This is a genomic window from Burkholderia sp. b14 (assembly GCF_900156195.1).
In the GTDB taxonomy this organism is placed as follows: Bacteria; Pseudomonadota; Gammaproteobacteria; order Burkholderiales; family Burkholderiaceae; genus Mycetohabitans.
On sequence record NZ_FTPJ01000003.1, the window covers coordinates 375,310 to 397,360 of the forward strand.

The 22,051-nt window shown below is 62.5% G+C and carries 21 protein-coding genes and 2 pseudogenes; 16 read left to right on the plus strand and 7 right to left on the minus strand.

All coding sequences use genetic code 11. The annotated features are described in order from the left end of the window. Positions 1 to 33 precede the first annotated feature (33 nt). From cadR to B0B13_RS06305, 5 genes are all read left to right on the plus strand, one after another. Positions 34 to 465: a Cd(II)/Pb(II)-responsive transcriptional regulator gene (gene cadR / locus B0B13_RS06285; protein ID WP_076787137.1), complete on the plus strand. Its 432-nt coding sequence runs from the start codon at positions 34 to 36 to the stop codon at positions 463 to 465. Between the two features lie 115 nt (positions 466 to 580). After that, the gene (locus tag B0B13_RS06290; RefSeq protein WP_235090374.1) at positions 581 to 1,504 is read left to right on the plus strand and encodes a PRC-barrel domain-containing protein; all 924 of its coding nucleotides are present in this window, start codon (positions 581 to 583) and stop codon (positions 1,502 to 1,504) included. After that, a complete protein-coding gene (locus tag B0B13_RS06295; RefSeq protein ID WP_235090375.1) occupies positions 1,501 to 2,751 on the plus strand; it encodes an MFS transporter in 1,251 nt (416 codons plus the stop codon). Before B0B13_RS06290 ends, B0B13_RS06295 begins: the two co-directional genes overlap by 4 nt. A gap of 147 nt (positions 2,752 to 2,898) precedes the next feature. Next, complete coding sequence (locus B0B13_RS06300; RefSeq protein ID WP_076795082.1) at positions 2,899 to 4,005, plus strand: OpgC domain-containing protein; 1,107 nt, start codon at positions 2,899 to 2,901, stop codon at positions 4,003 to 4,005. 34 nt (positions 4,006 to 4,039) lie between these two features. Further along, the gene (locus tag B0B13_RS06305) at positions 4,040 to 4,882 is read left to right on the plus strand and encodes an alpha/beta hydrolase (RefSeq protein WP_076787133.1); all 843 of its coding nucleotides are present in this window, start codon (positions 4,040 to 4,042) and stop codon (positions 4,880 to 4,882) included. A 228-nt stretch (positions 4,883 to 5,110) separates the two neighbouring features. On the opposite strand, the gene B0B13_RS06310 is transcribed toward B0B13_RS06305, so the two are convergent. Beyond that, positions 5,111 to 6,025 (minus strand): helix-turn-helix transcriptional regulator, encoded by a 915-nt coding sequence (locus B0B13_RS06310; protein WP_076784894.1) that lies wholly within the window; start codon positions 6,023 to 6,025, stop codon positions 5,111 to 5,113. Positions 6,026 to 7,006: 981 nt separating this feature from the next. Here B0B13_RS06310 and B0B13_RS06315 point away from each other — a divergent pair. The 3 genes from B0B13_RS06315 (at position 7,007) to B0B13_RS06330 (ending at position 8,636) form a co-directional block, all read left to right on the plus strand. Next, positions 7,007 to 7,210 carry a cold-shock protein gene (locus tag B0B13_RS06315; RefSeq protein WP_076784893.1) on the plus strand — a complete coding sequence of 68 codons (204 nt, stop codon included), beginning with the start codon at positions 7,007 to 7,009 and terminating at the stop codon, positions 7,208 to 7,210. A 236-nt stretch (positions 7,211 to 7,446) separates the two neighbouring features. Then, positions 7,447 to 7,698 (plus strand): hypothetical protein, encoded by a 252-nt coding sequence (locus B0B13_RS06320; protein WP_076795085.1) that lies wholly within the window; start codon positions 7,447 to 7,449, stop codon positions 7,696 to 7,698. A gap of 527 nt (positions 7,699 to 8,225) precedes the next feature. Beyond that, positions 8,226 to 8,636, plus strand: coding sequence for a hypothetical protein (locus B0B13_RS06330; RefSeq protein WP_076795089.1), 411 nt, complete (start codon positions 8,226 to 8,228; stop codon positions 8,634 to 8,636). 52 nt (positions 8,637 to 8,688) lie between these two features. On the opposite strand, the gene B0B13_RS17810 is transcribed toward B0B13_RS06330, so the two are convergent. After that, on the minus strand, positions 8,689 to 9,123 hold the full coding sequence (locus B0B13_RS17810; RefSeq protein ID WP_139337347.1) for a hypothetical protein: 435 nt from the start codon (positions 9,121 to 9,123) through the stop codon (positions 8,689 to 8,691). A 14-nt stretch (positions 9,124 to 9,137) separates the two neighbouring features. On the opposite strand from B0B13_RS17810, the gene B0B13_RS06340 reads away from it, so the two are divergent. From B0B13_RS06340 to B0B13_RS06360, 5 genes and pseudogenes are all read left to right on the plus strand, one after another. Then, on the plus strand, positions 9,138 to 10,604 hold the full coding sequence (locus B0B13_RS06340; protein WP_083703657.1) for a TolC family protein: 1,467 nt from the start codon (positions 9,138 to 9,140) through the stop codon (positions 10,602 to 10,604). A gap of 1 nt (position 10,605) precedes the next feature. Next, positions 10,606 to 11,910: a multicopper oxidase family protein gene (locus B0B13_RS06345; RefSeq protein WP_076795093.1), complete on the plus strand. Its 1,305-nt coding sequence runs from the start codon at positions 10,606 to 10,608 to the stop codon at positions 11,908 to 11,910. Between the two features lie 104 nt (positions 11,911 to 12,014). Continuing rightward, the gene (gene bla / locus B0B13_RS06350; protein WP_076795095.1) at positions 12,015 to 12,956 is read left to right on the plus strand and encodes a class A beta-lactamase; all 942 of its coding nucleotides are present in this window, start codon (positions 12,015 to 12,017) and stop codon (positions 12,954 to 12,956) included. A gap of 56 nt (positions 12,957 to 13,012) precedes the next feature. Further along, positions 13,013 to 13,510 carry a helix-turn-helix transcriptional regulator gene (locus B0B13_RS06355; RefSeq protein WP_083703778.1) on the plus strand — a complete coding sequence of 166 codons (498 nt, stop codon included), beginning with the start codon at positions 13,013 to 13,015 and terminating at the stop codon, positions 13,508 to 13,510. Beyond that, positions 13,443 to 13,670 (plus strand): annotated as a pseudogene (locus B0B13_RS06360) (HD domain-containing protein); the annotation flags it as partial. The gene B0B13_RS06355 and the pseudogene B0B13_RS06360, both read left to right, overlap by 68 nt. 29 nt (positions 13,671 to 13,699) lie before the next feature. On the opposite strand, the gene B0B13_RS06365 reads toward B0B13_RS06360, so the two are convergent. From B0B13_RS06365 to B0B13_RS06375, 3 genes are all read right to left on the minus strand, one after another. After that, positions 13,700 to 13,945, minus strand: coding sequence for a hypothetical protein (locus B0B13_RS06365; RefSeq protein ID WP_076787131.1), 246 nt, complete (start codon positions 13,943 to 13,945; stop codon positions 13,700 to 13,702). A gap of 167 nt (positions 13,946 to 14,112) precedes the next feature. Then, a complete protein-coding gene (locus tag B0B13_RS06370; RefSeq protein WP_076795097.1) occupies positions 14,113 to 14,532 on the minus strand; it encodes an Hsp20/alpha crystallin family protein in 420 nt (139 codons plus the stop codon). A gap of 37 nt (positions 14,533 to 14,569) precedes the next feature. Next, positions 14,570 to 15,010, minus strand: a complete 441-nt coding sequence (locus B0B13_RS06375; RefSeq protein ID WP_076787129.1) for an Hsp20/alpha crystallin family protein — start codon at positions 15,008 to 15,010, stop codon at positions 14,570 to 14,572. Between the two features lie 355 nt (positions 15,011 to 15,365). On the opposite strand from B0B13_RS06375, the gene B0B13_RS06380 reads away from it, so the two are divergent. Next, positions 15,366 to 18,014: a penicillin-binding protein 1A gene (locus B0B13_RS06380; protein WP_076795099.1), complete on the plus strand. Its 2,649-nt coding sequence runs from the start codon at positions 15,366 to 15,368 to the stop codon at positions 18,012 to 18,014. Between the two features lie 565 nt (positions 18,015 to 18,579). Beyond that, on the plus strand, positions 18,580 to 19,674 hold the full coding sequence (locus tag B0B13_RS06385) for an NAD(P)H-dependent flavin oxidoreductase (RefSeq protein WP_076787127.1): 1,095 nt from the start codon (positions 18,580 to 18,582) through the stop codon (positions 19,672 to 19,674). Positions 19,675 to 19,964: 290 nt separating this feature from the next. On the opposite strand, the gene B0B13_RS18330 is transcribed toward B0B13_RS06385, so the two are convergent. Next, on the minus strand, positions 19,965 to 20,141 hold the full coding sequence (locus B0B13_RS18330; RefSeq protein WP_170872389.1) for a hypothetical protein: 177 nt from the start codon (positions 20,139 to 20,141) through the stop codon (positions 19,965 to 19,967). 357 nt (positions 20,142 to 20,498) lie between these two features. Between B0B13_RS18330 and B0B13_RS06390 the strand changes: the two genes are divergently transcribed. After that, positions 20,499 to 21,668 carry a chitinase gene (locus B0B13_RS06390; RefSeq protein WP_286137342.1) on the plus strand — a complete coding sequence of 390 codons (1,170 nt, stop codon included), beginning with the start codon at positions 20,499 to 20,501 and terminating at the stop codon, positions 21,666 to 21,668. A 138-nt stretch (positions 21,669 to 21,806) separates the two neighbouring features. On the opposite strand, the pseudogene B0B13_RS18335 reads toward B0B13_RS06390, so the two are convergent. Further along, positions 21,807 to 22,004, minus strand: a pseudogene (locus B0B13_RS18335) (OmpW family protein); the annotation flags it as partial. Between the last annotated feature and the right edge of the window lie 47 nt (positions 22,005 to 22,051).

A 22,051-nucleotide genomic window follows, 5' to 3' on the forward strand; every position in this document is an offset into this window, starting at 1 on the left:
CTTTAAGGTCAAGCGGATCTATGCGGGACAATGATGAAAATTGGTGAATTGGCAAAGCGGGCCGGGTGCACGCCCGAAACAGTCCGCTTCTACGAGAAAGAAGGGTTGCTGCCGGTGGCGGCGCGCACAGGCGCCAATTACCGCGCATACGGCGAAGCGCATTTGGACCGTTTGCGCTTCGTGCGCAATTGCCGAGCACTGGACATGACGCATGACGAGATTCGTGTGTTGCTGCAGGCCGCGGACGCTCCGGCGCGCGATTGTGGCGCGATCGATGCGCTCGTCGATGAGCATTTGCGGCACGTCAGCATGCGAATCGACGAACTGCAGCAGCTGCGCGCACAATTGAGCGCGCTCCGCGAGCGGTGTCACGGCGCGCGGTCCGTTCAGGATTGTGGCATCATGCGCGGTTTGGCAGCCATGGACGGTCCTACTCATGTATCGAGGCAGACTCATCTGGGATGAACGCGCGATGCAAGAGTTGAGCCAATCAGCCCTGTCCCTGATGAGCGTTTTTTCCCGACGCGCTTGCCGTCCGAATCATCCCGTTCTGGTTTTACGTTGTCTATGCCTGTTTAGCATGCTGCTGGCGCTCGTCGCTTGTAGCACGTTCGATCAGCAGAGCCCGGCACCGATCGTCGAAGGCATGGCGCAGGCAGTGCCCCTGCCTGAAGCGGCGCCGCCGGAACCGGCTGCGCCGCCGGTGCAACCTGAGCTCGAGCTGCGTGAGGCAAAGACGGATAGTGACCGTGCGGCACCGAAAAAGCCGCACCGATCACCGCAACGCGCTACGGCGACCGTGTCTTCGCCGCCGCCGGTGCAGCCAATGCCGGCGCCGCTGATTGCATCGCGGCTGCTGTATCCGGGCCAGGTCAAGGGCCTGCTCGATACCGAGGTGCAACGGCCGGATGGCAAGGCCATCGGCCATGCCGTGGACTTGGTGGTCGATGCCAACGGGATGCTGCGCGAGATCGTCGTCAACCTGACAGGGTTCATGGGAGTCGGGGATCGCAAGGTCGATTTCCCGGTTGGCGCGCTGCGGGTCAAGCCAGTGGGGCCGCGTGTGGCCGGGGCGTTGGAATGGGTGCCATCGCGCACGCCGCCGATCGATCCGGCCAAGCCGTCGCAAGCCGGCAGCCCGACATCGGGCGCTGTGCCGCTGATGGATACCACCGTGCAGCGCACCAACGGTTCGAAGGTGGGGCGCGTCGTTGACGTGCTGATCGATGCGGGGCTGCGGCCGCAGGCTGCGGTGCTCGAGCTGGGTAACCTGATTAGCGCAGACCGGCGGCGGATCGCCGCCGATTGGTCAGCGCTGCGCTTCGTGGCTCGGGACAAGGCCATTCAACTGCTGTTGGACCTATCGGATCAGCAGCTTGATGCTTCGCCGTCCTATATGGCCGACCAGCCGATCCGTGCGGTATCGCCTGCGCCTATCGCCGCGCGCGGCACGCCGGCCGTAGCACGACAGCCGACGGCCCCGGCAGGGCGGGCATCCCGATGAACAAGACTGTCATGCCGAATGCACGGAGCCTGCGTGCGCTGGATGGCCTGAACTTCTTCCTTGCAAACGTCCAGACGGGGTTCGGGCCGTTCATCGCCTCGTACCTGGCCACGCACAAATGGACCCAAGGAGAAATCGGCATCGCGCTGTCGGTCGGTACGATCACGGCAATGGTCAGCCAAGTGCCGGCCGGTGCGTTGATCGACGCGACGCAGAACAAGCGTGCCGCGGCGATGGCTGCGATCGTTGCGATTGCGATCTGCGCACTGCTGTTGGCTGGCAGCCCGACCACGATCCCCGTGCTCGCTGCGGAGGTGTTCCACGGCTTTGCCAGTTGCATGTTGACGCCGGCCCTCGCGGCGTTGTCGCTTGCGCTGGTCGGCCGCCACGCGTTGGGCGACCGGCTGGGCCGAAATGCGCGGTTTGCCTCGATCGGCAGCGCGGTGGCCGCCGGGTTAATGGGATTGTGCGGCGAATATGTATCAGTGCGCTCGGTGTTCTGGTTGACGGCTGCATTGACGCTGCCAGCCATTATTGCGTTATACATGATCGATCCCCTTCATCTGGGTCCGGCGCGCGCCGCGCGTGAACTGCCACAGCGGCCTGTGCCGGCGCCGCCGCGCGAGAGCATTGGCGAGCTGTTGCGGGATCGGCGCATGTTGACGTTTGCCGCATGCATCGTGTTGTTTCACTTATCCAATGCGGCCATGTTGAATCTGGCGGCCGGCGAAGTCACCGCGCATATGGGTGACAACGTGCAACTGGTGATTGCCGCTTGCATCATCGTGCCGCAGTTCATCGTGGCATGGCTCTCGCCGTGGGTCGGGCGCTCGGCGCAGCGATGGGGACGCCGGCCGATTCTGTTACTGGGCTTTGCCGCGTTACCGGTGCGGGCGCTGCTGTTTGCTGGCGTTACCACACCGAGCCTGCTGGTGCCGGTGCAAATCTTCGACGGGCTGAGCGCCGCGGTATTCGGCGTGATGCTGCCGTTGATCGCAGCCGATGTGGCCGGCGACAAGGGGCGCTACAACCTGTGCATTGGCGTATTCGGCCTGGCCGCCGGCATCGGCGCGACGCTGAGCACCGCGCTCGCCGGACTGGTCGCGGACCATTTTGGCAACGGCGTAAGCTTCATCGGCTTGGCGGTGGCCGGCGCGCTGGCCGTGCTGATAGTGTGGCTGGCGATGCCCGAAACGCGCGAGGCCGACGTCACGGACGCTGACACGACGCCCGCTGCTCGCGCGTGACGTGTGAAGGCATGGCGTGTGAAGACGCGAAACTCAATGGCATAATACGGTTTGTACCCATTGCGCAGCGCTTCGTCTTGGGTGACGGGCGGTGCGCGGTGGGTTCCCGGCCCGCCTTGCCTGTTTACCCATCCCCTCTTTGTACTGATGCAGCCATCGACTGCTCGCTTGGCCGAGCTCGACTTTTTTCGTGGCCTCGTATTACTGATCATCGTCGTCGATCACATCGGCGGCAGCATGTTGTCACGTGTGACGTTGCACACCTATGCGCTGTGCGATGCTGCCGAGGTATTCGTGTTCCTGGGCGGCTACGCCACCGCCATCGCGTGGACCACGCTCGCCGCGCGTCGTGATGAGGCCGCCGCGCGTCGACGTTTCATCCGCCGTGCGTGGGAAATCTACCGTGCTTTTCTCGTTACCGCTGGTTTGATGTTGCTCGTCAGCGCGATTCTGCGCGCGTTCAGCATCGACGCGCCCAATATGGCGTCGGCTGACCTGGACGGGCTGATTGACTCGCCTGCAGTGGTGCTGCGCGACATCTTATTGTTCCGGCGGCAGCCCTATCTGGCGTCTGTGTTGCCGATGTATGCGTTCTTTGCGCTGGCGGTACCGGTGATTATCCCGCTTGCACGCGGCTGGCCCTGGTTGCTGGCGGTGTGCTCGTTCGCGCTGTGGTGCCTGGCCGGTGACGCATACTGGCTGCTGCCGGCTGCACCGGGGAACCGGTGGAATTTCAATCCGTTCGCCTGGCAAGCGATGTTCACGCTCGGCGCGCTGGCGCGCTGCCAGCCGATCTACGCTGGCCTGCGTCGTTCGCGCGCAAGCTGGATCATTAGCGTCGTCGCGCTGCTCACGGTGCTCATCTGCGCGTACTGTAAATTGTCCATCAATGGGGCGTCGGACAGTGTCATGAAGCGCGACTTGCAGTGGCCTCGCGTGGTCAATTTTATCGCGCTCGCCTGGCTGGTGGCGAACATGGTGCAATATGGCTGGATGCGTCGGCTGGCCGGATCGGTGCCGTGGATCGGCGCCGTTGGCCGCAAGGGCTTGTTATGCTTCGTGGCGGGTACGGTGATTTCGCTCGGTGTCGATTCGGTACTCTATTGGTGGACCGACGGGTTGCTCGATGTGCCGCTCGGGCTCGTCGCCGACGCGGTGGCGATCGCCTCGTTGCTGCTCGTGGCTGGCTGTGCGGATCCGCTCACGCGGTGGTTCGGTGCAGCCGCTGCACGCCGCACGGCCGGCGCTGCTTGAGCGCGCGCGTATCATAGGGAGGAGGGCAGGCTCGATGCGCATCTTGCTGGAGTGGCTGACAGCGGTGCTCGGTTTGATGGCTGGGGCGCCTGCGATCGCCAGTACCGTGCTGATCCGCTCGTTTCATTCGGAAACCCTGAACCGGGACTGGTCGTACACAATCTACCTGCCGACCGGCTATGATCACGACGGCCCACGATTACCGGTTGTCTATCTGCTGCACGGAAACAATGACAATGCGAACGACTGGATCTCACAAGGGCGCGTGCAGGCTACCGTCGACGCGCTGATCGAGCGCAAAGATATCGCACCGATCGTCATTGTGATGCCGCAGGGTGGTACGCAATGGTACGTGGACCGGAAGGAGGCGATCGAAACCGCGTTCTTCTCCGAGCTGATGCCGGAAATTGACGCGCGTTTCAGGGTTTCCCAGCAGCGTGACGAGCGGGTAATCGGCGGTGTATCGATGGGGGGATTCGGCGCGCTGCGCTATGCAATGACCCGGCCGGACTTGTTCGGCTCGGCGATCCTGCTCAGTCCCGCCATCTACGCGAACGAACCGCCGCCGAGTTCGGCGGCGCGCTGGGTCGGGGTATTCGGCGCGGCGCAATTCGACCCGCAGGTCTGGCGCGCGTTGAACTATCCAGCGCAGTGGCGTGCTTACCTGCGGCAACCGTTGCGTGTGTCCATGTTCGTCGCGTCCGGCGACGACGATCTTGCGATCCAGGCCGAGGTGTGCAAATTGTACGCGAACTTACGTGCGTGCGGCAATCCGGCAGCGCTGCGCATCGTCGACGGCGGCCATACATGGGCCGTATGGCGCAACCTGCTCGGAGACGCTTTGCGCTATGCACTGGCCCGGCCACGAAGCCGTTAGTAGCGTGTCGTGCGCGTCATGTCTGACTGGTGCCTACGCGTTGCGGTTCAGCGCACGCGCCAGCCATTCCAATTGTTGCTTGATCGCTAGCACCGCCAAGCGGACAAGCGAGCGCACAAGCAATGTTGCCTGGCACAGAGTGGGATTGCTGCTTCAGTGCTCGTCCGTGAGCCGTTACGGCAACGATGACTTGGCGTTCGTCATGCGAGTCACGATGATCCGTGCCGGTCACAGGTATGCGCGCGCGACGTTGATCAACTGCACCCGGTTGCGCACGTTGAACAATGTACGCAATCGTCGCATGTGATAGTCGACGTTGTGTGGCGACAGGCCAAGGAAATAGGCAATTTCCTTGTCGCGACGACCTTGCACGACGGCTTGCAGGATCGATTGCTGCAACTCGGACAGCGCGATCCCTTCACGTTGTGGTGCCGGCGCCAGGCCAATCGCGCCTTGCGCGTGCGTCCAAATGAACTCATGAATGGCATGCGCAAACATCAATGTCTGGGCAACGAGCGTATCGCTGAGCCAGCGGATGTCATCCATCGATGAATTGAAACACAGGCAGGCCGTCGTATCGACGCGCGGCAGCGGGAAGCGGATCACCAGTCCGCTACGCCGCTTGTCTTCCTCCAGTAGCTCGATCAGTTGTCTGATGCGTTGGCTGCGCGATGGTGCGCGAGGCAAATTCACGCGCAGTTGCGCGGCGCTCCACGGCGACGGCAGGCCAGTGGACGATGCACAATGGATCCTTGGGTCAAAATCGAAATAGCGCTCGCGGAAGTAGCGTGACAACCAACTGCGCGACTCGTAGTCCGTCAGCACGAACATTGACTTGTGATCGCTGCTTTTGCGCGGCACGATATAGCTGAATGAGTCGAACCCCAATTGCGCAAGCTTGCCCCGCATGAATTCCACACGATCTTGCACACTGGTATAGCGCAGCAGGGGGCTGGTCGTAAGAGGCTGGCGGGGATCAGCCTTCGGGGCGCCGATGTCTTGCTCTGTAAACAGCGTAAGGAAGCCGCCGGGTGGCAGCGCTACATGAGCCGTCGCAGCCACTGCGCCGTCAGACGGGTTTGGCTGTTCACCGGATGCTGGCCGGGTAAGCCAGTACGGCAGCGTTTCGCATTCTTGCTCCATGGAACGGTGGCTCCAGCGTCGGTCGTGATGATGGGACTGCAACATCTAACGATCTTTTTTCGATTTATACGGGTGCAGCAAGCAAATCACACACGCTTGGCGGCACGCGCCGACGCGGGGAGCAGCGTTCGGCGGGCGGGCCTGAGCGTCGTCAAACTTCGGGTAGCGAGCAACGCGCTGCGACCGTATAGTGAACCAACATGGCGAAGTTTGCAGGTACCGGTCTGCGGTCCGTCATGGCGGTGCGCCCGGCGGCGCATCTATCCTTGTAGCGCCGTACCAGGCTTGGTGTCGTCAACCGCGTCTGCCCGGCTGGCGCCTTCGGAGTCGGCGTGCGTGGCGCCGGAAACACAACTTATGAGTATTCCAGAAGTGTCGTGAACCGGTACATACGAGGTTTCGTAGTGGCGCGGCATCGGAAGGGCCACCGCGTTCGAGCCGCTCTCGTGACGAAAGATTTGCGACTGAGGCCGTCAGGTTGCGGTGGCGGACAGCGCGGGGCTCGCACGGTAGCGCAGTGTAGGCGCAACGGCATAAGCACTGGCAAGGCGGAACGCGTCAGTTCGTTGACCGCTGGGCGCATATTGCGTCAGACGCGAGACACGGCGCTGCACCGTGCACGAGCAGGGTGGGCACGATCAGTGCTTAGTTTTTTTGTAGCCTATCGGTTGAGTTATATAGATTACGCAAAAAGGAACCATCCTGTTCAGCAATAGAGGCGTCCGTTTGCTGGCGTCCGTCGACGCGCCAGGCGAACACTATCAGAATTTTTATTGCTTTAAGCATGACCGCGCGCGAAAACGTTTGACTGTATGCATCATCTCGCGTATCTTTGCTGACTGAAGTTTTCAAGATGTCCGATTGCTGTTCATCATCTGTCCGCGACCCACGCGGTACGCTCGTTGTCCTCTCCCTCTTGATCGCTTCCGTACTGCCGCACTAAGCGGGAAACATTTATTTTTTCTTTTGAGGGATTCGTCCATGGATACCGGTATCGTTAAGTGGTTCAACGACAGCAAGGGTTTTGGTTTCATCACGCCGGACGCGGGTGGTGAAGACCTGTTCGCGCATTTCTCCGAAATCACCGGAGAGGGATTTAAGACGCTGGTGGAGAACCAGCGCGTCAGCTATCAGGTCAAGCGTGGCCCGAAGGGTCTGCAGGCCGCGAACATCAAGCCGCTGTAAGCTTCATACGTGTAAGCTCAATACGTCCGGATATGTCCGGACGACAGGCTGCCTCGCGTCCGCGGGGCAGTAGTATTGCCCGCCAGTCTTCCGCGCCGTGCCGTCTTTTCGACCGCGCGGCCGTCGGTCCAGCGCTTCGCGCTCCCCTCTGAATGCGCTTCCCTCTGAATGCGCTCGTCCACCCTGGGTGTTGCCCATTCGTGGCCACTGGCCGGCTGTGTCACATCATAAAGACAATGCACAATCAAACTATTCGGATGTACCGCGGTTATGCGGTGCAGCCTTCCGCGCATCGATTACCCGATGGCTGTTTTTCTTCTAACGTCACGCTGGAACGGGCAAATTCGCCCATGTCCTCGCCATTGACGGCGGCGAAGACCGCAGCAACGTTATATTGTTTCTATTCGCTCGATTATTTTAGTTCTGAACAAGAGGCGGTTCGCTATTCGAATCGCTGGGCCCAGCATTGGATCGATATGCGCGGTTGAGCACCGTTGCCCACGGTTGCCCCGAATACTGCGTATCGGCTGATCGAGGAGCGGCGGGTTTCAGGCGTCCAGCAGGGCCATGATGCGATCGGTTTCCCGGTCCGATTCGAAAGGCCCCTATGCCATGTTGCCGCAGCAGCGCCCGGACGGCATAAAACATTAGAAAACGGTTTATATCGACTTCGTGACGGCGGCCGACGAGCAACTTGTCCAACACAACGCTGCGCCGTTTGGCAGATACTACTCGACGATGACTGATCCATTGTGGCGAATCCATTTCAGCAAGTCGTTCCTGCTCATCTCGACTCCTGGCGAGGCCATGCCCGACCCCGGTGCCGACCAGCGGGCAGGCGCAACGGATCATGACGGCGGTGAGGTGGCGGTGCGATACAGCATGCACCGACGCGGTGCTGTCTGTGGCGAAGGCACAAGGCCGCAACCCCATGGTCGCCGCTTAGCAGGTGTTGGTTCATGCTAAACTGCCGCGTATGTCCGTCTGGCGCAGAGTTTCTATCGTCTTACTGCTGATGCTGGGTTTGCCGATCCGGCTTGCGGTGGCATCCGTGAATTGCGATCTGTCGCAGTTCACGCCGCCGGTCACGCATGCACATTCCGCACATGTCAAGACCGCCGTATGCGACATCAATCCGCATGCGGTGTTGGACACCCGGGCGGTATCCTCGGACGCTTCATACGTGGCCGCGTCCGCGGGCGCGCGTGCCGGCCAGCGAGGCCATGGCGACCACGTATCACATCATGGCGCGGGCCAGTGCAGTGGTGGCGCAAACTGCTGCGTCGGCGCGCCGCTGCCGTGTGTCGGCACGATTGCCGACATTCGTGTATTTGTCAACCTCCGTTTGTTGCCTCAGCCATCCGTTGGCGCAATCCGCTTCCTGACTGGCGGTATTGAGCGACCTCCGAGCGCGTATCCCGTCTAAGTTCATTGTCCGCTCGCCAGTGCTGGCGAAGCGGTGACTTGTCGGCCGGCCGTCACGCTGGCCCTTGGACCTGTTCGAGATCATCATGCGCAAGCTGTTCGCAGCGCTCGCGTGCGCCGTGGCTCATGTGCCGCAGCTCGTCCACGCCGAGCCTGCCTTTCCCGGGCCGGCCGACGCCAGTGCGTCGGTTCCGGCTGTCACTGTGCCACCGGCCTTTGCCGGATATCATCAGTACAACGATAGCGACGCCGTCGAGTGGATTCGGTTGAATCGTGCGCTCGCGCCGGGCCGCGGCGAGTTGGCCGGGCCGAGCCGTTCCACCCCGCAGGGGCGGGCCGCGGCGCATGACCACGCCGACCACGTTGACCGTGCCGGCCACGACGGCCAGACTACCCACACCGGCCGTATCAGCCACGCTGGCTACACAGATTCTGTGGGTCGTGCTAATCACACAGATCGCACGGATCACACAAATCACACCGGTCATCAGGAGCATACGCAATGAGGTCCCGGCGCGCTCGATGCAGAGCCGTATTGACTGTGGCGCTGGCCACGACGATGCTGGCGGGCTGCGCGGTACCGCCAGCCGATGGAGGCTTTGGCGCGATCGCTGACGCCGCGTCCAAGCGGCTTGGCAAGCAAGCTGTCTGGGTGCGTACCGACGAAGATCGGCAAGCGGCGGCGCAACGTACCCGCGAGCTACTTTTACGGCCGCTGTCGATCGATGATGCCGTCCAGGTGGCGTTGCTCAATCATCCCGGCTTGCAGGCCACCTATGCCGATCTGGGCATTGCACAGGCGGACTTGGCGCAGGCCAGTCGCCTGCCAAACCCCGGATTTCGCTTTAGCCGGACGCATTCGAACAACGACTTGAGCATCGAGCGTACATTCTCGCTCGGCCTGTTCAGCGCGCTGACGATGCCGGCGGTGATACGTATCGAGGGGGCGCGCGTGGAGCAAACCAATTTAGCTCTCGCCGACGCGATGCTGGCCGTCGCAGCCGACACGCGCCGGGCCTACATCGAGGCAGTGGCGGCACGGCAAGCACTGCAATATGCGCAACAGGTGGTGGACTCGGCGCAAGCAGGGGCAGAGTTGGCGCGCAGACTGCACAAGGCAGGCAATTGGAGCAAGCTGGATTATGCGCGGCAGCAGGCATTCTATGCGCAAGCGGCCGCGATGCTAGCCAAGGCGCAGCTACAAGTGTCAACCGAGCGCGAGAAGCTGACCCGCGTAATGGGACTGTGGGGCGAGGCGATCGACTACGCGTTACCCGACCGCCTGCCGGCGCTGCCCGCTGAGCGCGTGGCGCTTGTCGACTTGGAACCGTGGGCGATCGATCAGCGTCTGGACGTGCAGGCTGCACGACTGCAGGCGCGCCGCGTCGCCGCGTCGCTTGGCCTGACGCGCGCCACGAAGATGGTCAATGCCTTGGATCTCGGCTACATGGACAACAACGAGACGGACAAAGGTCACGAGCATGGCTACGAGATCAGTGTCGAGGTGCCGCTATTCGATTGGGGCGGCGCAAAGGTAGCACGTGCCGAGGCGACGTACAGGCAGGCGGTTGAGCGGCTCGCACAGGTGGCGCTGCAGGCACGCTCGCAGGTTCGGCAATCTTATGCCGCGTACGTCACGAGCTATGACGTCGCACGGCACTATCGCGACGAGGTACTTCCTGTGCGCAAGGCGATTTCCAACGAGATGTTGCTGCGCTACAACGGCATGCTCGCCAGCGTGTTCGATCTGCTGGCTGACGCCCGCGACCAGGCTGACGCGGTGAGCGCATCTATCGACGCACTGAAAGACTTTTGGCTCGCCGAAACGGAGCTGGAGCGTGCGCTCGGCGGCCGTCTGCCGACGGCAGTAGCGCAGCACGCCGGGGCGGTGGCGGCGGCAAGCGTTCCTGTAGCAAGTCAACCAACGACACACGAGCCGGCTGCTGCTCACCCGCGGGAGGGGCACTGAGATGGTCACACGCCGACAATTCTTGAATGGCTCCGGCGCCGCATTGCTGGGCGCGGCGCTGGTTAGTAAAGCCGGCGCGGCGGCTTTGCCGGAGGCACCATCCAGCGCCAGTGTCGCGACCCAGCCGCCGTTGGCTCCGCGCGATGGCCGGCCGTACAAACCGGTCGTCACGCTCAACGGCTGGTCGCTGCCTTGGCGCATGCGCAGTGGCTGGAAGGAATTCCATCTGGTAGCTGAGCCGGTGGTGCGCGAGATCGCACCGGGGATGCAAGCGCACCTGTGGGGCTATAACGGACAGGCGCCGGGCCCGACGATCGAAGCGGTTGAAGGCGACAAGGTGCGCATCTTCGTGACGAACCGCTTGCCCGAGCGCACCACCGTGCATTGGCATGGGATGCCGCTGCCGTGCGGGATGGATGGCGTGGGCGGTCTGACACAGCCGCATATCCCGCCCGGCAAAACGTTTGTCTACGAGTTCCAGCTCGAGCGGCACGGCACCTTCATGTATCACCCGCATGCCGACGAAATGGTGCAAATGGCGATGGGCATGATGGGCCTGTTTATTGTCCACCCGAAAGCGCGTGGCGTGATGCCAGTCGATCGGGATTTTGTATTCTTGATGTCCGCGTATGACATCGATCCTGGCAGCTTCACGCCGCGGGTGAACGAGATGACGGATTTCAACGTCTGGAGTTGGAATGCACGGGTGTTTCCTGGTATCGACCCGCTGCCGGTGCGCCGCGGCGATCGTGTGCGGATTCGCTTTGGCAACCTGACGATGACCAATCATCCTATCCATCTGCACGGGTACGCCTTCGAGGTGACGGGAACCGATGGGGGCTGGATCGCGCCGGCAGCGCGATGGCCGGAAGTGACCGTGGATGTCGGCGTTGGCCAGATGCGGGTGATCGAGTTTGAGGCATCGCGCCCGGGAGATTGGGCGTTCCATTGTCACAAGTCGCACCATACGATGAATGCGATGGGCCACCAGGTGCCGAACATGATCGGCGTGCCGCAACAGGACTTGGTCAAGCGTATCAACAAGCTGGTGCCCGACTATATGGCAATGGGCAGCACCGGCGGATCAATGGGTGAGATGCAGATGCCATTGCCAAATAACACGCTGCCGATGATGACCGGGCAGGGACCGTTCGGTGCGCTCGAAATGGGCGGGATGTTCACCATCGTGAAGGTCCGCGAGGGCCTGGGCCGCGACGACTACCGGGATCCGGGCTGGTACCGGCACCCTAGGGGAACGGTCGCGTACGAATACGCGCAGGACTCGGCCGCCGCGCGCGTAAAGTAATTACCATTGCTTGCCTACACAAGGAAAAAAACCGATAGTTCTCTTTCTCGGTCAATACAATTAGACAACAGCATTTTCTGCATCAACTAACAAAAGGAAAGCTAATGCGTTACTGTCGCTCCCGTCGCGCGCTGCTGCGTGCCTGTGCAATGCTCCCATGGATGCCGACGCTGGCAGCGTGCGCGGCGCAAGGACCGAGCGCCTCAGCGCCGGGGCCATCTAGGTTGCGAGGGCCGGCCACATTGCAAAGACCAGCCGCGTTGCAACTCGAAGCGCTTGCGGTACTGGAGGCGCGCATGGGCGGGCGCCTCGGGGTTTGCGCGATCGACACGGGTAGCGGTGCGCGGCTCGTGCACCGTGCAGAGGAGCGTTTTCCGTTCTGCAGTACGTTCAAGGCGGTGCTTGCGGCAGCCGTACTGGCCCGCAGCGGTGATACGTCCGACTGGTTGTCGCAGCGCGTTCGGTATGGCTCGGCTGATGTGGTCAGTTATTCGCCGATCAGCGGGCAACATGTCGGCGCCGGAATGCGCATTGACGAAATGTGCGCGGCAACGCTGCAGTACAGTGATAATACGGCAGCGAATCAGTTGATGAAGGTGCTTGACGGAATTGATGCGGTAACAGCATTTGCCCGTTCAGTGGGCGATGCTACCTTCCGGCTGGATCGCTGGGAGCCGGAGTTGAACACAGCGATACCAGGGGACGTGCGCGACACGTCGACGCCGGCGGCGATGGCAGACACGCTGCGCGCGGTGATGCTGGGCAATGTGTTGCGTCCGTGGCAGCAGCAGCGATTGCAGCAATGGATGCTGGGCAATCGCACAGGCGACAAGCGAATCCGTGCCGGCGTGGCCGCGCAGTGGCGCGTTGCCGACAAGACGGGTACCGGGGAGTACGGCACTACCAACGACATCGGGGTCCTTTGGCCGCCCGAGCGGGCGCCGATTGTGCTGTCCATCTATTTCACCCAGCCGCAGCAGGATGCGCCGGCGCGCGACGAGGCGATCGAGCAAGCCACGCGTATCGTGGTTGACGCGCTGAGTTGAAGGCGTCCCCCGGCGAGTCGCCATTCGGATCGCTCGTGAACGAGACTTTGTCGGATATGCCATCAGGCGCCCAATTGGGCAGCCAGCTCAGGCGTTGGCGGGCGCTGCATCGCATTAAGCAGGCGCATGCTGCCGAGCTGTTCGGTGTCAGCCAGTCGACGATTTCTCGCTGGGAGGCGGGCTTACAACCCATGGAGTTGGCCGAGCGGCGGCGCGTGGCGCATACATTGTCGGCGCGGCTCGATTCGGCGGCTGATCATGCGCTTGCGCGACTGGTCCGCGGCAACCCGTTGCCGGTACACTTGATTTGCGATTTGACGCACCAGTTGTTGGCGTGCTCCGCGGCACGTGCTGCCCAGTTCTCCGTGCCTGTCAGCGAACTGCTCGGGCGTGCCTTGTGGCGTTACTCGACGTCGCAGATCGCACACCAGGAGGCGCAACTAGACACACTGGGCTGGCGCGATGCGGTGGCGCCACCGTCACTGGCTGTGCGACGAATACGAGCGCGCGCAGTCGGCGGAGGCGTTGGCGGTGAAGGCGCTGGACAAGCTTGAGACGATCCTGCAGCATAACCAGGGACGCAATCCGCCTGATTTCGACTATCAGTTCAATCTGGCGTATGGACGCCGGTACACGAGCACCCATCCACTCTTCGCCGAGATACGGCAAGTGCTTGATAGCGAGACGCTCGCACGGATCGCGCAACAGCGGTGAACCATTATTGTGCACCCGCGTCTGCTGCGCTAGAGCGTGTGTTCCGCGCCGGCGTGCTGTTGCGGCGGTGTGTGGGTGGCCTTCAGCCGGCTCGCTGCGGCTAGCAGCGACTGGCCGGTTGGCGTCAGCATCGGGCGGCGATGGCCTTCGGTGAGCTCTTCCAACTCGATGAGTTGCCGCTCGAGCAGCGTGTCCAGTTCAGCGCGGTTCATGTCGATCTGCTCCGGTGCGTTGCGGATCAGCATCAACGTGGCGAATTCGTGTGGGCTCAGCATCTTCGTCTCCAAATCGTTCATGAGGCTGCGATCCTATCGCCTAGGATCACAAGATAAAGCGGCGAGATGACAGGCCGATAGCAGCGGCCGCCCAGCGCCCCGGCGCGATTACGCATCGGGGCGCGGGCTGTCGAGCGGACGCCGGTCCGCGCGATGACTGACGGCGTTCAGCCGATGCTGACGTCGATCCGGCGGGGCTTGGCCTCGTCGCGGCGTGGGATGGCCAGCTTCAGCACGCCGTCGCGCAACTGCGCGTCGATACGTGACGCATCCAGATCCGCACCCAGCGCGAACGTGCGGGCGAAATGCGGATCGCGCAATTCGGCGTGCTGGACCCGCAAGCCGGTGGGCGTCGGCACGACGGCCTCGGCTTCAAGTGACAGTGTGCTGTCCTGCACGCTCACGCTCAGCTTGTCGCGTGGCACGCCGGGCAGGTCGACCAGTAGCGTGACGCCGTTGCGATCCTCGAAAATATCCACGGCCGGCGCCACTGTCGTGCGGCGTGGTTGCGACGCCGTTGCGCTTTGTGCGGCGACGCTGGCGTTCTGTTGGGCGGGACGTTCGACCAGTTCGGTGGTGTTGCTCATGGTGTGCTCCTGGTTTGCGTCAATGCGGGTCAATAGGTCATTGCACTGTGATCGATCGCGGCTTAGATGCCTCGAGCTTGCCGATGGTCACGCTCAAGCAGCCGTTCACATAGCGCGCTTGGACCTTGTCTGGATCGGCCTGGTGCGGCAATTCGATGATGCGGCGGAATGTGCCGCTGAAACGCTCTTGCAGATAGGTCCGCGTGTCGTCGGGACGCTCCGTTTGCACGCGTTTGCGCTCGCCGCTGAGGATCAACAAGCCGTTGTCGATCGACACATCGATCTGCGCCGGATCGAGTCCGGGGGCAAATGCGACAATCTCGATCGACTCGTCCGTGCTGCCGATGTTGACCGCCGGGAATGCCCCGACGCGCGACGCGCGCAGGCTAGTCGGCATGTTGGCGAACAGGTTCGCGACCTGCCGTTGTAGACGATCGATGTCGTTGAAGACGTCTGTGCTAAAAAACAAATCACTCATAGTTTGCTCCTTCGATCCTTCGTCGAAGGGCCGAACCGGGCTACGCGCTCCAGTCCGCCCGTCAACACTGGATCCGTCGACAAACAAATCGAAACACGCAGTGCGTAATACGCGACTGCCCAAGTGATTCATAACATAGTTCTGTCACACGAAATTTCAAGAGGAGGCGCTCGACGCAGGTGCAGGTCGGCGGTGGATCAGCGGCAAGTTGGCGGTAAGCAAATTGGCGGTAAGTCAGTGGTCAGTCGGCGGGGCCGGTGACAAGGCGTGCCCCTGGTACATGCAGCATCCGAGCCGACGTGCGATTGCCGCCTATTTTGGTACGATTCAGTCTTTCATCGAACGGTAGCCGACTGTGAGACGCCCGGACATTGCCCCGCTGCGCGCGGGGTGCGCCGCCCTGCTGGTCCGCATGGGGCCGCTCGCCACGAGATTCTGGCGGCGTGCGCGGCATCCGGGCCGGCGCGACCTGGCCTGGGTGGCCGCGGTGGTGCCGGCCGCGATGGCACTATACATGCTGATCCTGGTGCCGTTCACGCCCGGCATCGGCGATATCCGCAAGGCAAAGGTCGAGCAACCGGCGCAGGTGTTGTCCGCGGACAGCAAGTTACTGGCTCAGTTCAAGCCGTCCAATCGTGAATGGGTCGCTTTGTCCGACATCTCGCCGCACGTACTCGATGCGTTGGTTGCGACGGAGGACCATCGGTTCTATCAGCATCATGGCTTGGATTGGCGACGCACGGCAGCGGCGGCCGCACAGACGTTTTCCGGCGACCGGCAAGGCGGCTCGACCCTCACGCAGCAGCTGGCCCGCAACCTGTACCCAGATGAAATCGGGCGGGCGCCCACGCTCACGCGCAAAATCAAGGAGGCGATTACCGCCTTGAAGATCGAGGCCGTGTACACAAAAGCCGAGATCTTGGAAACCTATCTGAACACCGTCCCGTTCCTATACAACGCGTATGGGATCGAGATGGCGGCCCGCACCTATTTCGACAAGCCAGCCAGTGAATTGGATGTGTTGCAAAGTGCGACGCTGGTCGGCATGCTCAAGGGCAACAGCTACTACAACCCGGTCATCAACCCGGAGCGCGCGTTGCAGCGGCGTAACACGGTGCTCGCGCAGATGGCCAAGTACGGCAAGTTGGCGCCGCAGGCGTACGAATCGCTTGCGCGCCGGCCGTTGCGGCTGGATTTTGAGCGGCAGGTCGAGCCGCCTGGCCCCGCCCCCCATTTTGCGCAGCAATTACGCAAATGGCTGATCGCGTGGGCGGATCGCCACGACTACAATATCTACTCCGACGGCTTGGTCGTGCGCACAACCATCGATTCGCGGCTGCAGGCGATAGCCATGCAATCCGTCGTGCTGCACGGCAATCAATTACAAGCCATTGCCAACGCTGCTTGGTCGACCGCTTCGGCGTGCGTGGGCAGTCACGATTTCGTACAGACTTTCGTGCGCGACACACCGGATTACCGGGCGGCGCTCGACGCGGGGTTGACGAGCCCGCAGGCGCTGAAGCGGCTGCGGGCCGATCGCGGTTTCATGCAGGCGCTGTGTGACGAGAAAACACGTGTACAGGCGGACTTTGTCGCACTCGATCCGCGCGATGGCGCAATCAAAGCATGGGTGGGCAGCCGCGATTTCAACAAGGATCCATTCGACCACGTGCAACAGGCGCGGCGGCAACCCGGCTCAACGTTTAAGCCGTTCGTCTATGCCGCCGCGTTCGAGCAGGGCGCCCGTGCCGACGATACGATCGTCGACCAGCCAGTGTCGATCGCGCTGGAGGGAGGCGAAATCTGGCGTCCCGCCGACGACGTCCCGCCCAGTGGACAGCCCATGACGCTGCGCGACGCGCTGGCGTACTCGCGCAATCGTATCACTGCTCAATTGATGCAATCGGTCGGGCCCGCGAAGGTGGCCAAGCTTGCCCAGGCGATGGGCGTGCGAGACAGCATGCTGAACCCTGTGCCGTCGCTGGCACTCGGCACGAGTCCCGTCACGCTCAAGGAAATGGTGTCCGCATACAGTACCATCGCCGATGGCGGTCGCTATGTGCGGCCGATGATGGTCACTCGTATCGAGGACCGGGATGGCAACGTGCTGGCGCAATTCGCGCCGGATGCAGGCAAGCAGGTGCTGCCTGCCGACGTTGCATGGACGTTGCTCGATGTGATGCGGGGCGTGATCGATCGGGGTACTGGTATCGCGATCCGCACCCGCTTCGGCATTCGCGCGGACGTAGCCGGCAAGACGGGCACGACGCAAGACAACGCGGATGGCTGGTTCATCTTGATGCACCCGCAGTTGGTCGCCGGCGCATGGGTTGGCTTCAATGACAGCCGTGTGACGCTGCGCAGCGATGACTGGGGACAGGGCGCGCACAGTGCGTTGCCGATCGTTGGCGATTTTTATCGACGTGCGCTGCGCGCGCGGCTGATCGATCCGCGCCTGCGGTTCGCGAGCGAGCCGCCGCCCGGTATCTTGCAGCGCACGCTCGCGCAGATTCGTGCCTGGCTCGCGCAAGTGTTTCCTGCGACGCACCAGGCCGAGCCCCCAGCGCCGCCGCGCCGGGTGCCACGACGGATAGAGCCGTCAGCGGGTGAGGTTGTCGTGCCGACGCCGGCGAGTGGCGTCGCCGTGGACGGTGCGAACATGGGGCTGCCGGCGGGCGCGCCGGTATCATCGGCGGCATCCGTCGCGTCGGCCTCGTCGGCCGTGTCGGCCAGCGTGCCGCCGACATCGACGCCGGGTTCGACATCCGAGGTACCCGTCGCGACTGCTGCGTCGCCGGCGGCGGCCTCTGGGGCGCCGGGTGCAGCGGCGTCGGTCGGCTCTGGCGGCGCAGCCGGCAGGCCGGCCACGTCGCCCGGCCCGTCGTCGCCGGAACCGGCTGCTTCGCGCGGCGTACCCCCGTTCGGCAATGAGGTACCGTGGGCGCCGACGCCAAGCCCTGATGCAATGGATTCGGATGCCGTCGGCCCACGCGCCGGCGAGTAAAGCGCCTGCGCCGCCGAGCATCGACGTGCCGATGTCGGGCAGGGAGCATCGAACGGCGAGCGCCGGCGCATTGCGATAAAAAGCGCAGGCATCAACCAGAAGAACATAAACATCCAGACGCTATAGTCCGCGGCGTCGCCGGCGAGCCGCACGCCGATGGCGTCAATCACGGTGTAGACAGCGATCATTGCGAAGCCACTCGTGTAGCGGGTCATCGATGTCTCGGCTCGATCATATCGAAGCACGGATTCTCGATACAGGAGGATGTCTGTAAGTATGCCGATGGCGTTGACTACGTCGCTGCGTGCCAACGCGGTATGCGATCGGTAACTTGATGGAAATGCAATGAGGTGCCATTTACGATCTTCTCGGGCGCGGCGTGGTCGCCGCCCGATTTCACCTTAGTCGATACGACGGATCTGTTTTGGCGAGGGTTGCATCTTGCATTTTCATTGGGTCGCCGGCGGCTGAGGCCGTATGCTACGAACATGCCCTTCCGGCGTCCGTGCTGCCGGACGCACCGATCTGGCTAGGCATTGGCACGATCCGCCACCAGGAGACCACCATGAACCCTTTGCCTTCTTCACCAAACACCGGCGATGCTCGAAGCCGTGCGGCCGCGTTCTGTAGCCAATTTGGACTGTCGGCGCCGATCCTGCTGGCGCCAATGGCCGGCGCGTGCCCGCCGGCATTGTCGATTGCCGTGGCCAATGCAGGCGGCATGGGTGCCATGGGGGCACTGCTGACGCCACCGGAAGGTATTGTGCAATGGGCCGACGCGTTTCGCCGCGGCAGCACCGGGCGCTTCCAATTGAATCTATGGATTCCCGATCCGCCGCCTGAACGCGACCGGCACAACGAGCAGCGCGTGCGCGCATTCCTGGCGCAGTGGGGGCCTGGCGTGCCCGAGTCAGCAGGCGAGGCGGTGCCATTGGATTTCGCCGCGCAATGCGACGCGCTGATCGAGGCGCGGCCGGATGTCGTCACCTCGATTATGGGGGTATTTCCGCCCGCGTACGTGAAGCGCTTGAAGGACCACGGCATTGCCTGGTTCGCGACGGTCACGACGCTGGACGAAGCCCGCGAGGCACAGGCAGCGGGAGCCGATGCGATCATTGCGCAAGGCTTCGAGGCGGGTGGTCACCGTGGCGCGTTCGATGCGGCCCGGGCGGAACGGCAGGCCGTTGGCCTGTTTGCGCTGTTGCCTCGCCTGGCTGACCATATTCGCGTACCGTTGATCGCCGCCGGCGGTATCGGCGATGGCCGCACGTTGGCGGCCGCGCTGATTCTCGGCGCGAGCGCGGTGCAAATCGGTACTGCCTTCCTGCGTTGCCCGGAGGCGGCGCTGAACTCCGCATGGGCGGACGCGCTGGACGGATTGGAGCCGGAGGACACCGTACCGACGCGCGTGTTTACCGGCCGCCTCGGCCGTTCGGTGGCGACCGATTACGTGCTTGCAGCGGCGGCGCCGGATGCTCCGCATCCGGCACCGTATCCGGTACAGCGCGCGCTTACCGCATCGATGAAAAAGGCCGGCGCAGTGGCGCGCGACTATCACCGAATGCAGGTGTGGGCGGGGCAGGCTGCTGCAATGGCGCGAGCGGTCCCCGCGGCCGACGTGGTGCGCGGCGTGTGGGCTGGCGCACAGCGCTATTTATAAAAATATAAAAAGCGCGCTCGTTTGGTAAGGCGCTGCACGGTCCGAACCTGCTGTTCAGATTGCGCTTGACGCCTGTTGCATCGAGCCTGCGCTTCTTGAGCGCGCAGCCGGTTCAAGCGGCGCTTGTTGCGGTCGTGGGAGCGGCCGTCTTCTATCAGAACGGCCGCGCATTTCTCCGGGAGCGCCAGGCACACCTTCCGCTCCTGAAGATATGCCATTAAGTATGGCGTCCGCACCAGCGCCTAATCCATAACCGGTTACTGGGCTAGCTGCTGTCCAGAATCCAATACTCATAGCAGACATGCCACCCCAACGTCCGAACCTACCTCGCCCACGACGTCCAACTCGGACGACGACGTGGTGTCGAGCACGTGTTCCAATTGACTGCTGGGGAGCGGGAAGTCCCGGTAGATCGCTTCAGTTGCAGGTGACGGCGCGACAGCGCGGGCGTCAGAGGTCTGCCGCATGACTGTTCGTTCTCATGCCTTCGCCAGGTGCGATGCCGGCTCGCGCCTGCGATGCATCAATGCCCACTTTCGCTCATGATCCGGCAACGTTCGTGGACGGCGCGACGCAACAGTCTGCTTCGGCCCGCCGCAGTGGCGCAATAACGTGTCGACTCCCGAACCTGATCTTCAGCTTTGTTCTAAACGCCACGAGAATCAATTCGTACGTTGTTCATAGCGACTATCACGAACAGACAGATCTGTATTGTCGAGTGTTAATAGCGATGCAGCCAGCGTGCCTGTGGTGATCACCGTTCTCTTCATCGATCAGGAGAAACAATGAAAAAGCACCTGTTGAAAGCGATAGCCCTGTCAGCCATGAGCGTTGGTCTCTGCGGGCAGGCGTTCGGCGAAGGCGTGTATGCGCCTTATGTCGACATGACGGCATGGCCCACGCCCTCGCTGGACGAGATCGGCGTGCAGCAAGGGATCCAGCAGTTCACGATGGCGTTCGTGTTGTCCGGCGGCAACCAATGCGTGCCGTCGTGGGGCGGCGTGCAGCCGATTGGACGCGGCCAGACGTCAGATTTGCTGACTTCCATCGCTAAGTCAATCAACAATTATCGAGCCAAGGGCGGTGAGGTGTCGATTTCGTTCGGCGGCCAAGCTGGCATGCCGTTGATGCAGGCATGTAGCAGCGCATCAGCATTGGTCGCGGCATATCAGACGGTGATCGATACGTATTCGTTGACGCATATCGATTTCGATATCGAAGGCGCGGCGCAAACGGACAGCGCGGCGCTGACGCGCAATTTCCGGGCGGTACGGCAACTGCAGCACACGATGCACACCAACGGCAAGACACTGCATGTGACGTTGACACTCCCGGTGATGCCATCGGGGCTTACCGCCGATGGCTTGCGCGTACTCAACGCAGCGCTGGACAATGGTGTGACGCTGGACACGGTCAACATCATGGCAATGGATTATGGCAATGGCACAATTGACATGGGCGCGGCGGCGAAGCGGGCTGCCACGTCGGTCTACGCGCAGTTAGATGCGGCGTACAAGGCGGCGGGCAGCCCGAAGACCGACGCCCAATTGTGGCAAATGATCGGCGTGACGCCGATGATCGGCAAGAACGACGTGCAAGGCGAGACGTTCTCGCTGGCAGACGCAAAGGCGCTGCTCGACAAGGCTCGCTCGGAGGGTATCGGACTGCTCAGCAACTGGTCGATCGGCCGGGATAAGGCTTGCGCGAGTAATGGCGGTGGCGCATCACCCAGTTGTTCCGGCGTCTCGCAGCCACCGTATGCATTCACGCAGGTGTTCCGGCAATTGAAGGGGCACTGGGGCACTGGCGTGACGCAGGATCCGTCATATGGTGGTGGCTCAAATGGTGGTAAACCGGCGCCAAGTGCGCAATGGTCCAGCTCGCAAATCTATACAACCGGCATGACCGTCAAGTACCACGGCGTGACGTATCGCGCAAAGTGGTGGACGCAAGGCGACGTGCCGGGTCAGTCGGAGGTGTGGGCGAAGGTCTGAGCATGCCGCTGTTGCGGCCCGCGCAACCGAGCCATCGTATACGCTCGATCTCGGTGCGCACAGCAGGAGACGGCGACGGGCCGGCGCGCAACGTAACCACGGAGGATTGGGATGCAATCAATGCGCGCCTCACGCCATTGCCAGCGTGGTGCCGTCCGCCGCTTTAATCGTCGTGCTCGCATAGGTTGTCAGCGGCATGTACGACACCGACACGGTCAATGACCAGTGCGCGTAGTTCAACCCGAGGCTGAAGATCAGTGTGAGCGACGACGATGCATTCACGCTGACCGAAGCGGGTCCCGGCTTGCCGGCACCGACGGCCAGTGCGCTGCCTAGGAAGCGTATACGCTCCCGTTGTATATCTGTATAAATATACAGGTATA

Excerpts from the sequence above, each read along its gene's own strand:
- cadR (WP_076787137.1), top strand. The coding sequence starts at position 34 with ATGAAAATTGGTGAATTGGCAAAGCGGGCCGGGTGCACGCCCGAAACA.
- B0B13_RS06290 (WP_235090374.1), top strand. The coding sequence starts at position 581 with ATGCTGCTGGCGCTCGTCGCTTGTAGCACGTTCGATCAGCAGAGCCCG.
- B0B13_RS06295 (WP_235090375.1), top strand. The coding sequence starts at position 1,501 with ATGAACAAGACTGTCATGCCGAATGCACGGAGCCTGCGTGCGCTGGAT.
- B0B13_RS06300 (WP_076795082.1), top strand. The coding sequence starts at position 2,899 with ATGCAGCCATCGACTGCTCGCTTGGCCGAGCTCGACTTTTTTCGTGGC.
- B0B13_RS06305 (WP_076787133.1), top strand. The coding sequence starts at position 4,040 with ATGCGCATCTTGCTGGAGTGGCTGACAGCGGTGCTCGGTTTGATGGCT.
- B0B13_RS06310 (WP_076784894.1), bottom strand. The coding sequence starts at position 6,025 with ATGGAGCAAGAATGCGAAACGCTGCCGTACTGGCTTACCCGGCCAGCA.
- B0B13_RS06315 (WP_076784893.1), top strand. The coding sequence starts at position 7,007 with ATGGATACCGGTATCGTTAAGTGGTTCAACGACAGCAAGGGTTTTGGT.
- B0B13_RS06320 (WP_076795085.1), top strand. The coding sequence starts at position 7,447 with ATGCACAATCAAACTATTCGGATGTACCGCGGTTATGCGGTGCAGCCT.
- B0B13_RS06330 (WP_076795089.1), top strand. The coding sequence starts at position 8,226 with ATGCTGGGTTTGCCGATCCGGCTTGCGGTGGCATCCGTGAATTGCGAT.
- B0B13_RS17810 (WP_139337347.1), bottom strand. The coding sequence starts at position 9,123 with ATGACCGGTGTGATTTGTGTGATCCGTGCGATCTGTGTGATTAGCACG.
- B0B13_RS06340 (WP_083703657.1), top strand. The coding sequence starts at position 9,138 with ATGAGGTCCCGGCGCGCTCGATGCAGAGCCGTATTGACTGTGGCGCTG.
- B0B13_RS06345 (WP_076795093.1), top strand. The coding sequence starts at position 10,606 with ATGGTCACACGCCGACAATTCTTGAATGGCTCCGGCGCCGCATTGCTG.
- bla (WP_076795095.1), top strand. The coding sequence starts at position 12,015 with ATGCGTTACTGTCGCTCCCGTCGCGCGCTGCTGCGTGCCTGTGCAATG.
- B0B13_RS06355 (WP_083703778.1), top strand. The coding sequence starts at position 13,013 with ATGCCATCAGGCGCCCAATTGGGCAGCCAGCTCAGGCGTTGGCGGGCG.
- B0B13_RS06365 (WP_076787131.1), bottom strand. The coding sequence starts at position 13,945 with ATGCTGAGCCCACACGAATTCGCCACGTTGATGCTGATCCGCAACGCA.
- B0B13_RS06370 (WP_076795097.1), bottom strand. The coding sequence starts at position 14,532 with ATGAGCAACACCACCGAACTGGTCGAACGTCCCGCCCAACAGAACGCC.
- B0B13_RS06375 (WP_076787129.1), bottom strand. The coding sequence starts at position 15,010 with ATGAGTGATTTGTTTTTTAGCACAGACGTCTTCAACGACATCGATCGT.
- B0B13_RS06385 (WP_076787127.1), top strand. The coding sequence starts at position 18,580 with ATGAACCCTTTGCCTTCTTCACCAAACACCGGCGATGCTCGAAGCCGT.
- B0B13_RS18330 (WP_170872389.1), bottom strand. The coding sequence starts at position 20,141 with ATGCGGCAGACCTCTGACGCCCGCGCTGTCGCGCCGTCACCTGCAACT.
- B0B13_RS06390 (WP_286137342.1), top strand. The coding sequence starts at position 20,499 with ATGAGCGTTGGTCTCTGCGGGCAGGCGTTCGGCGAAGGCGTGTATGCG.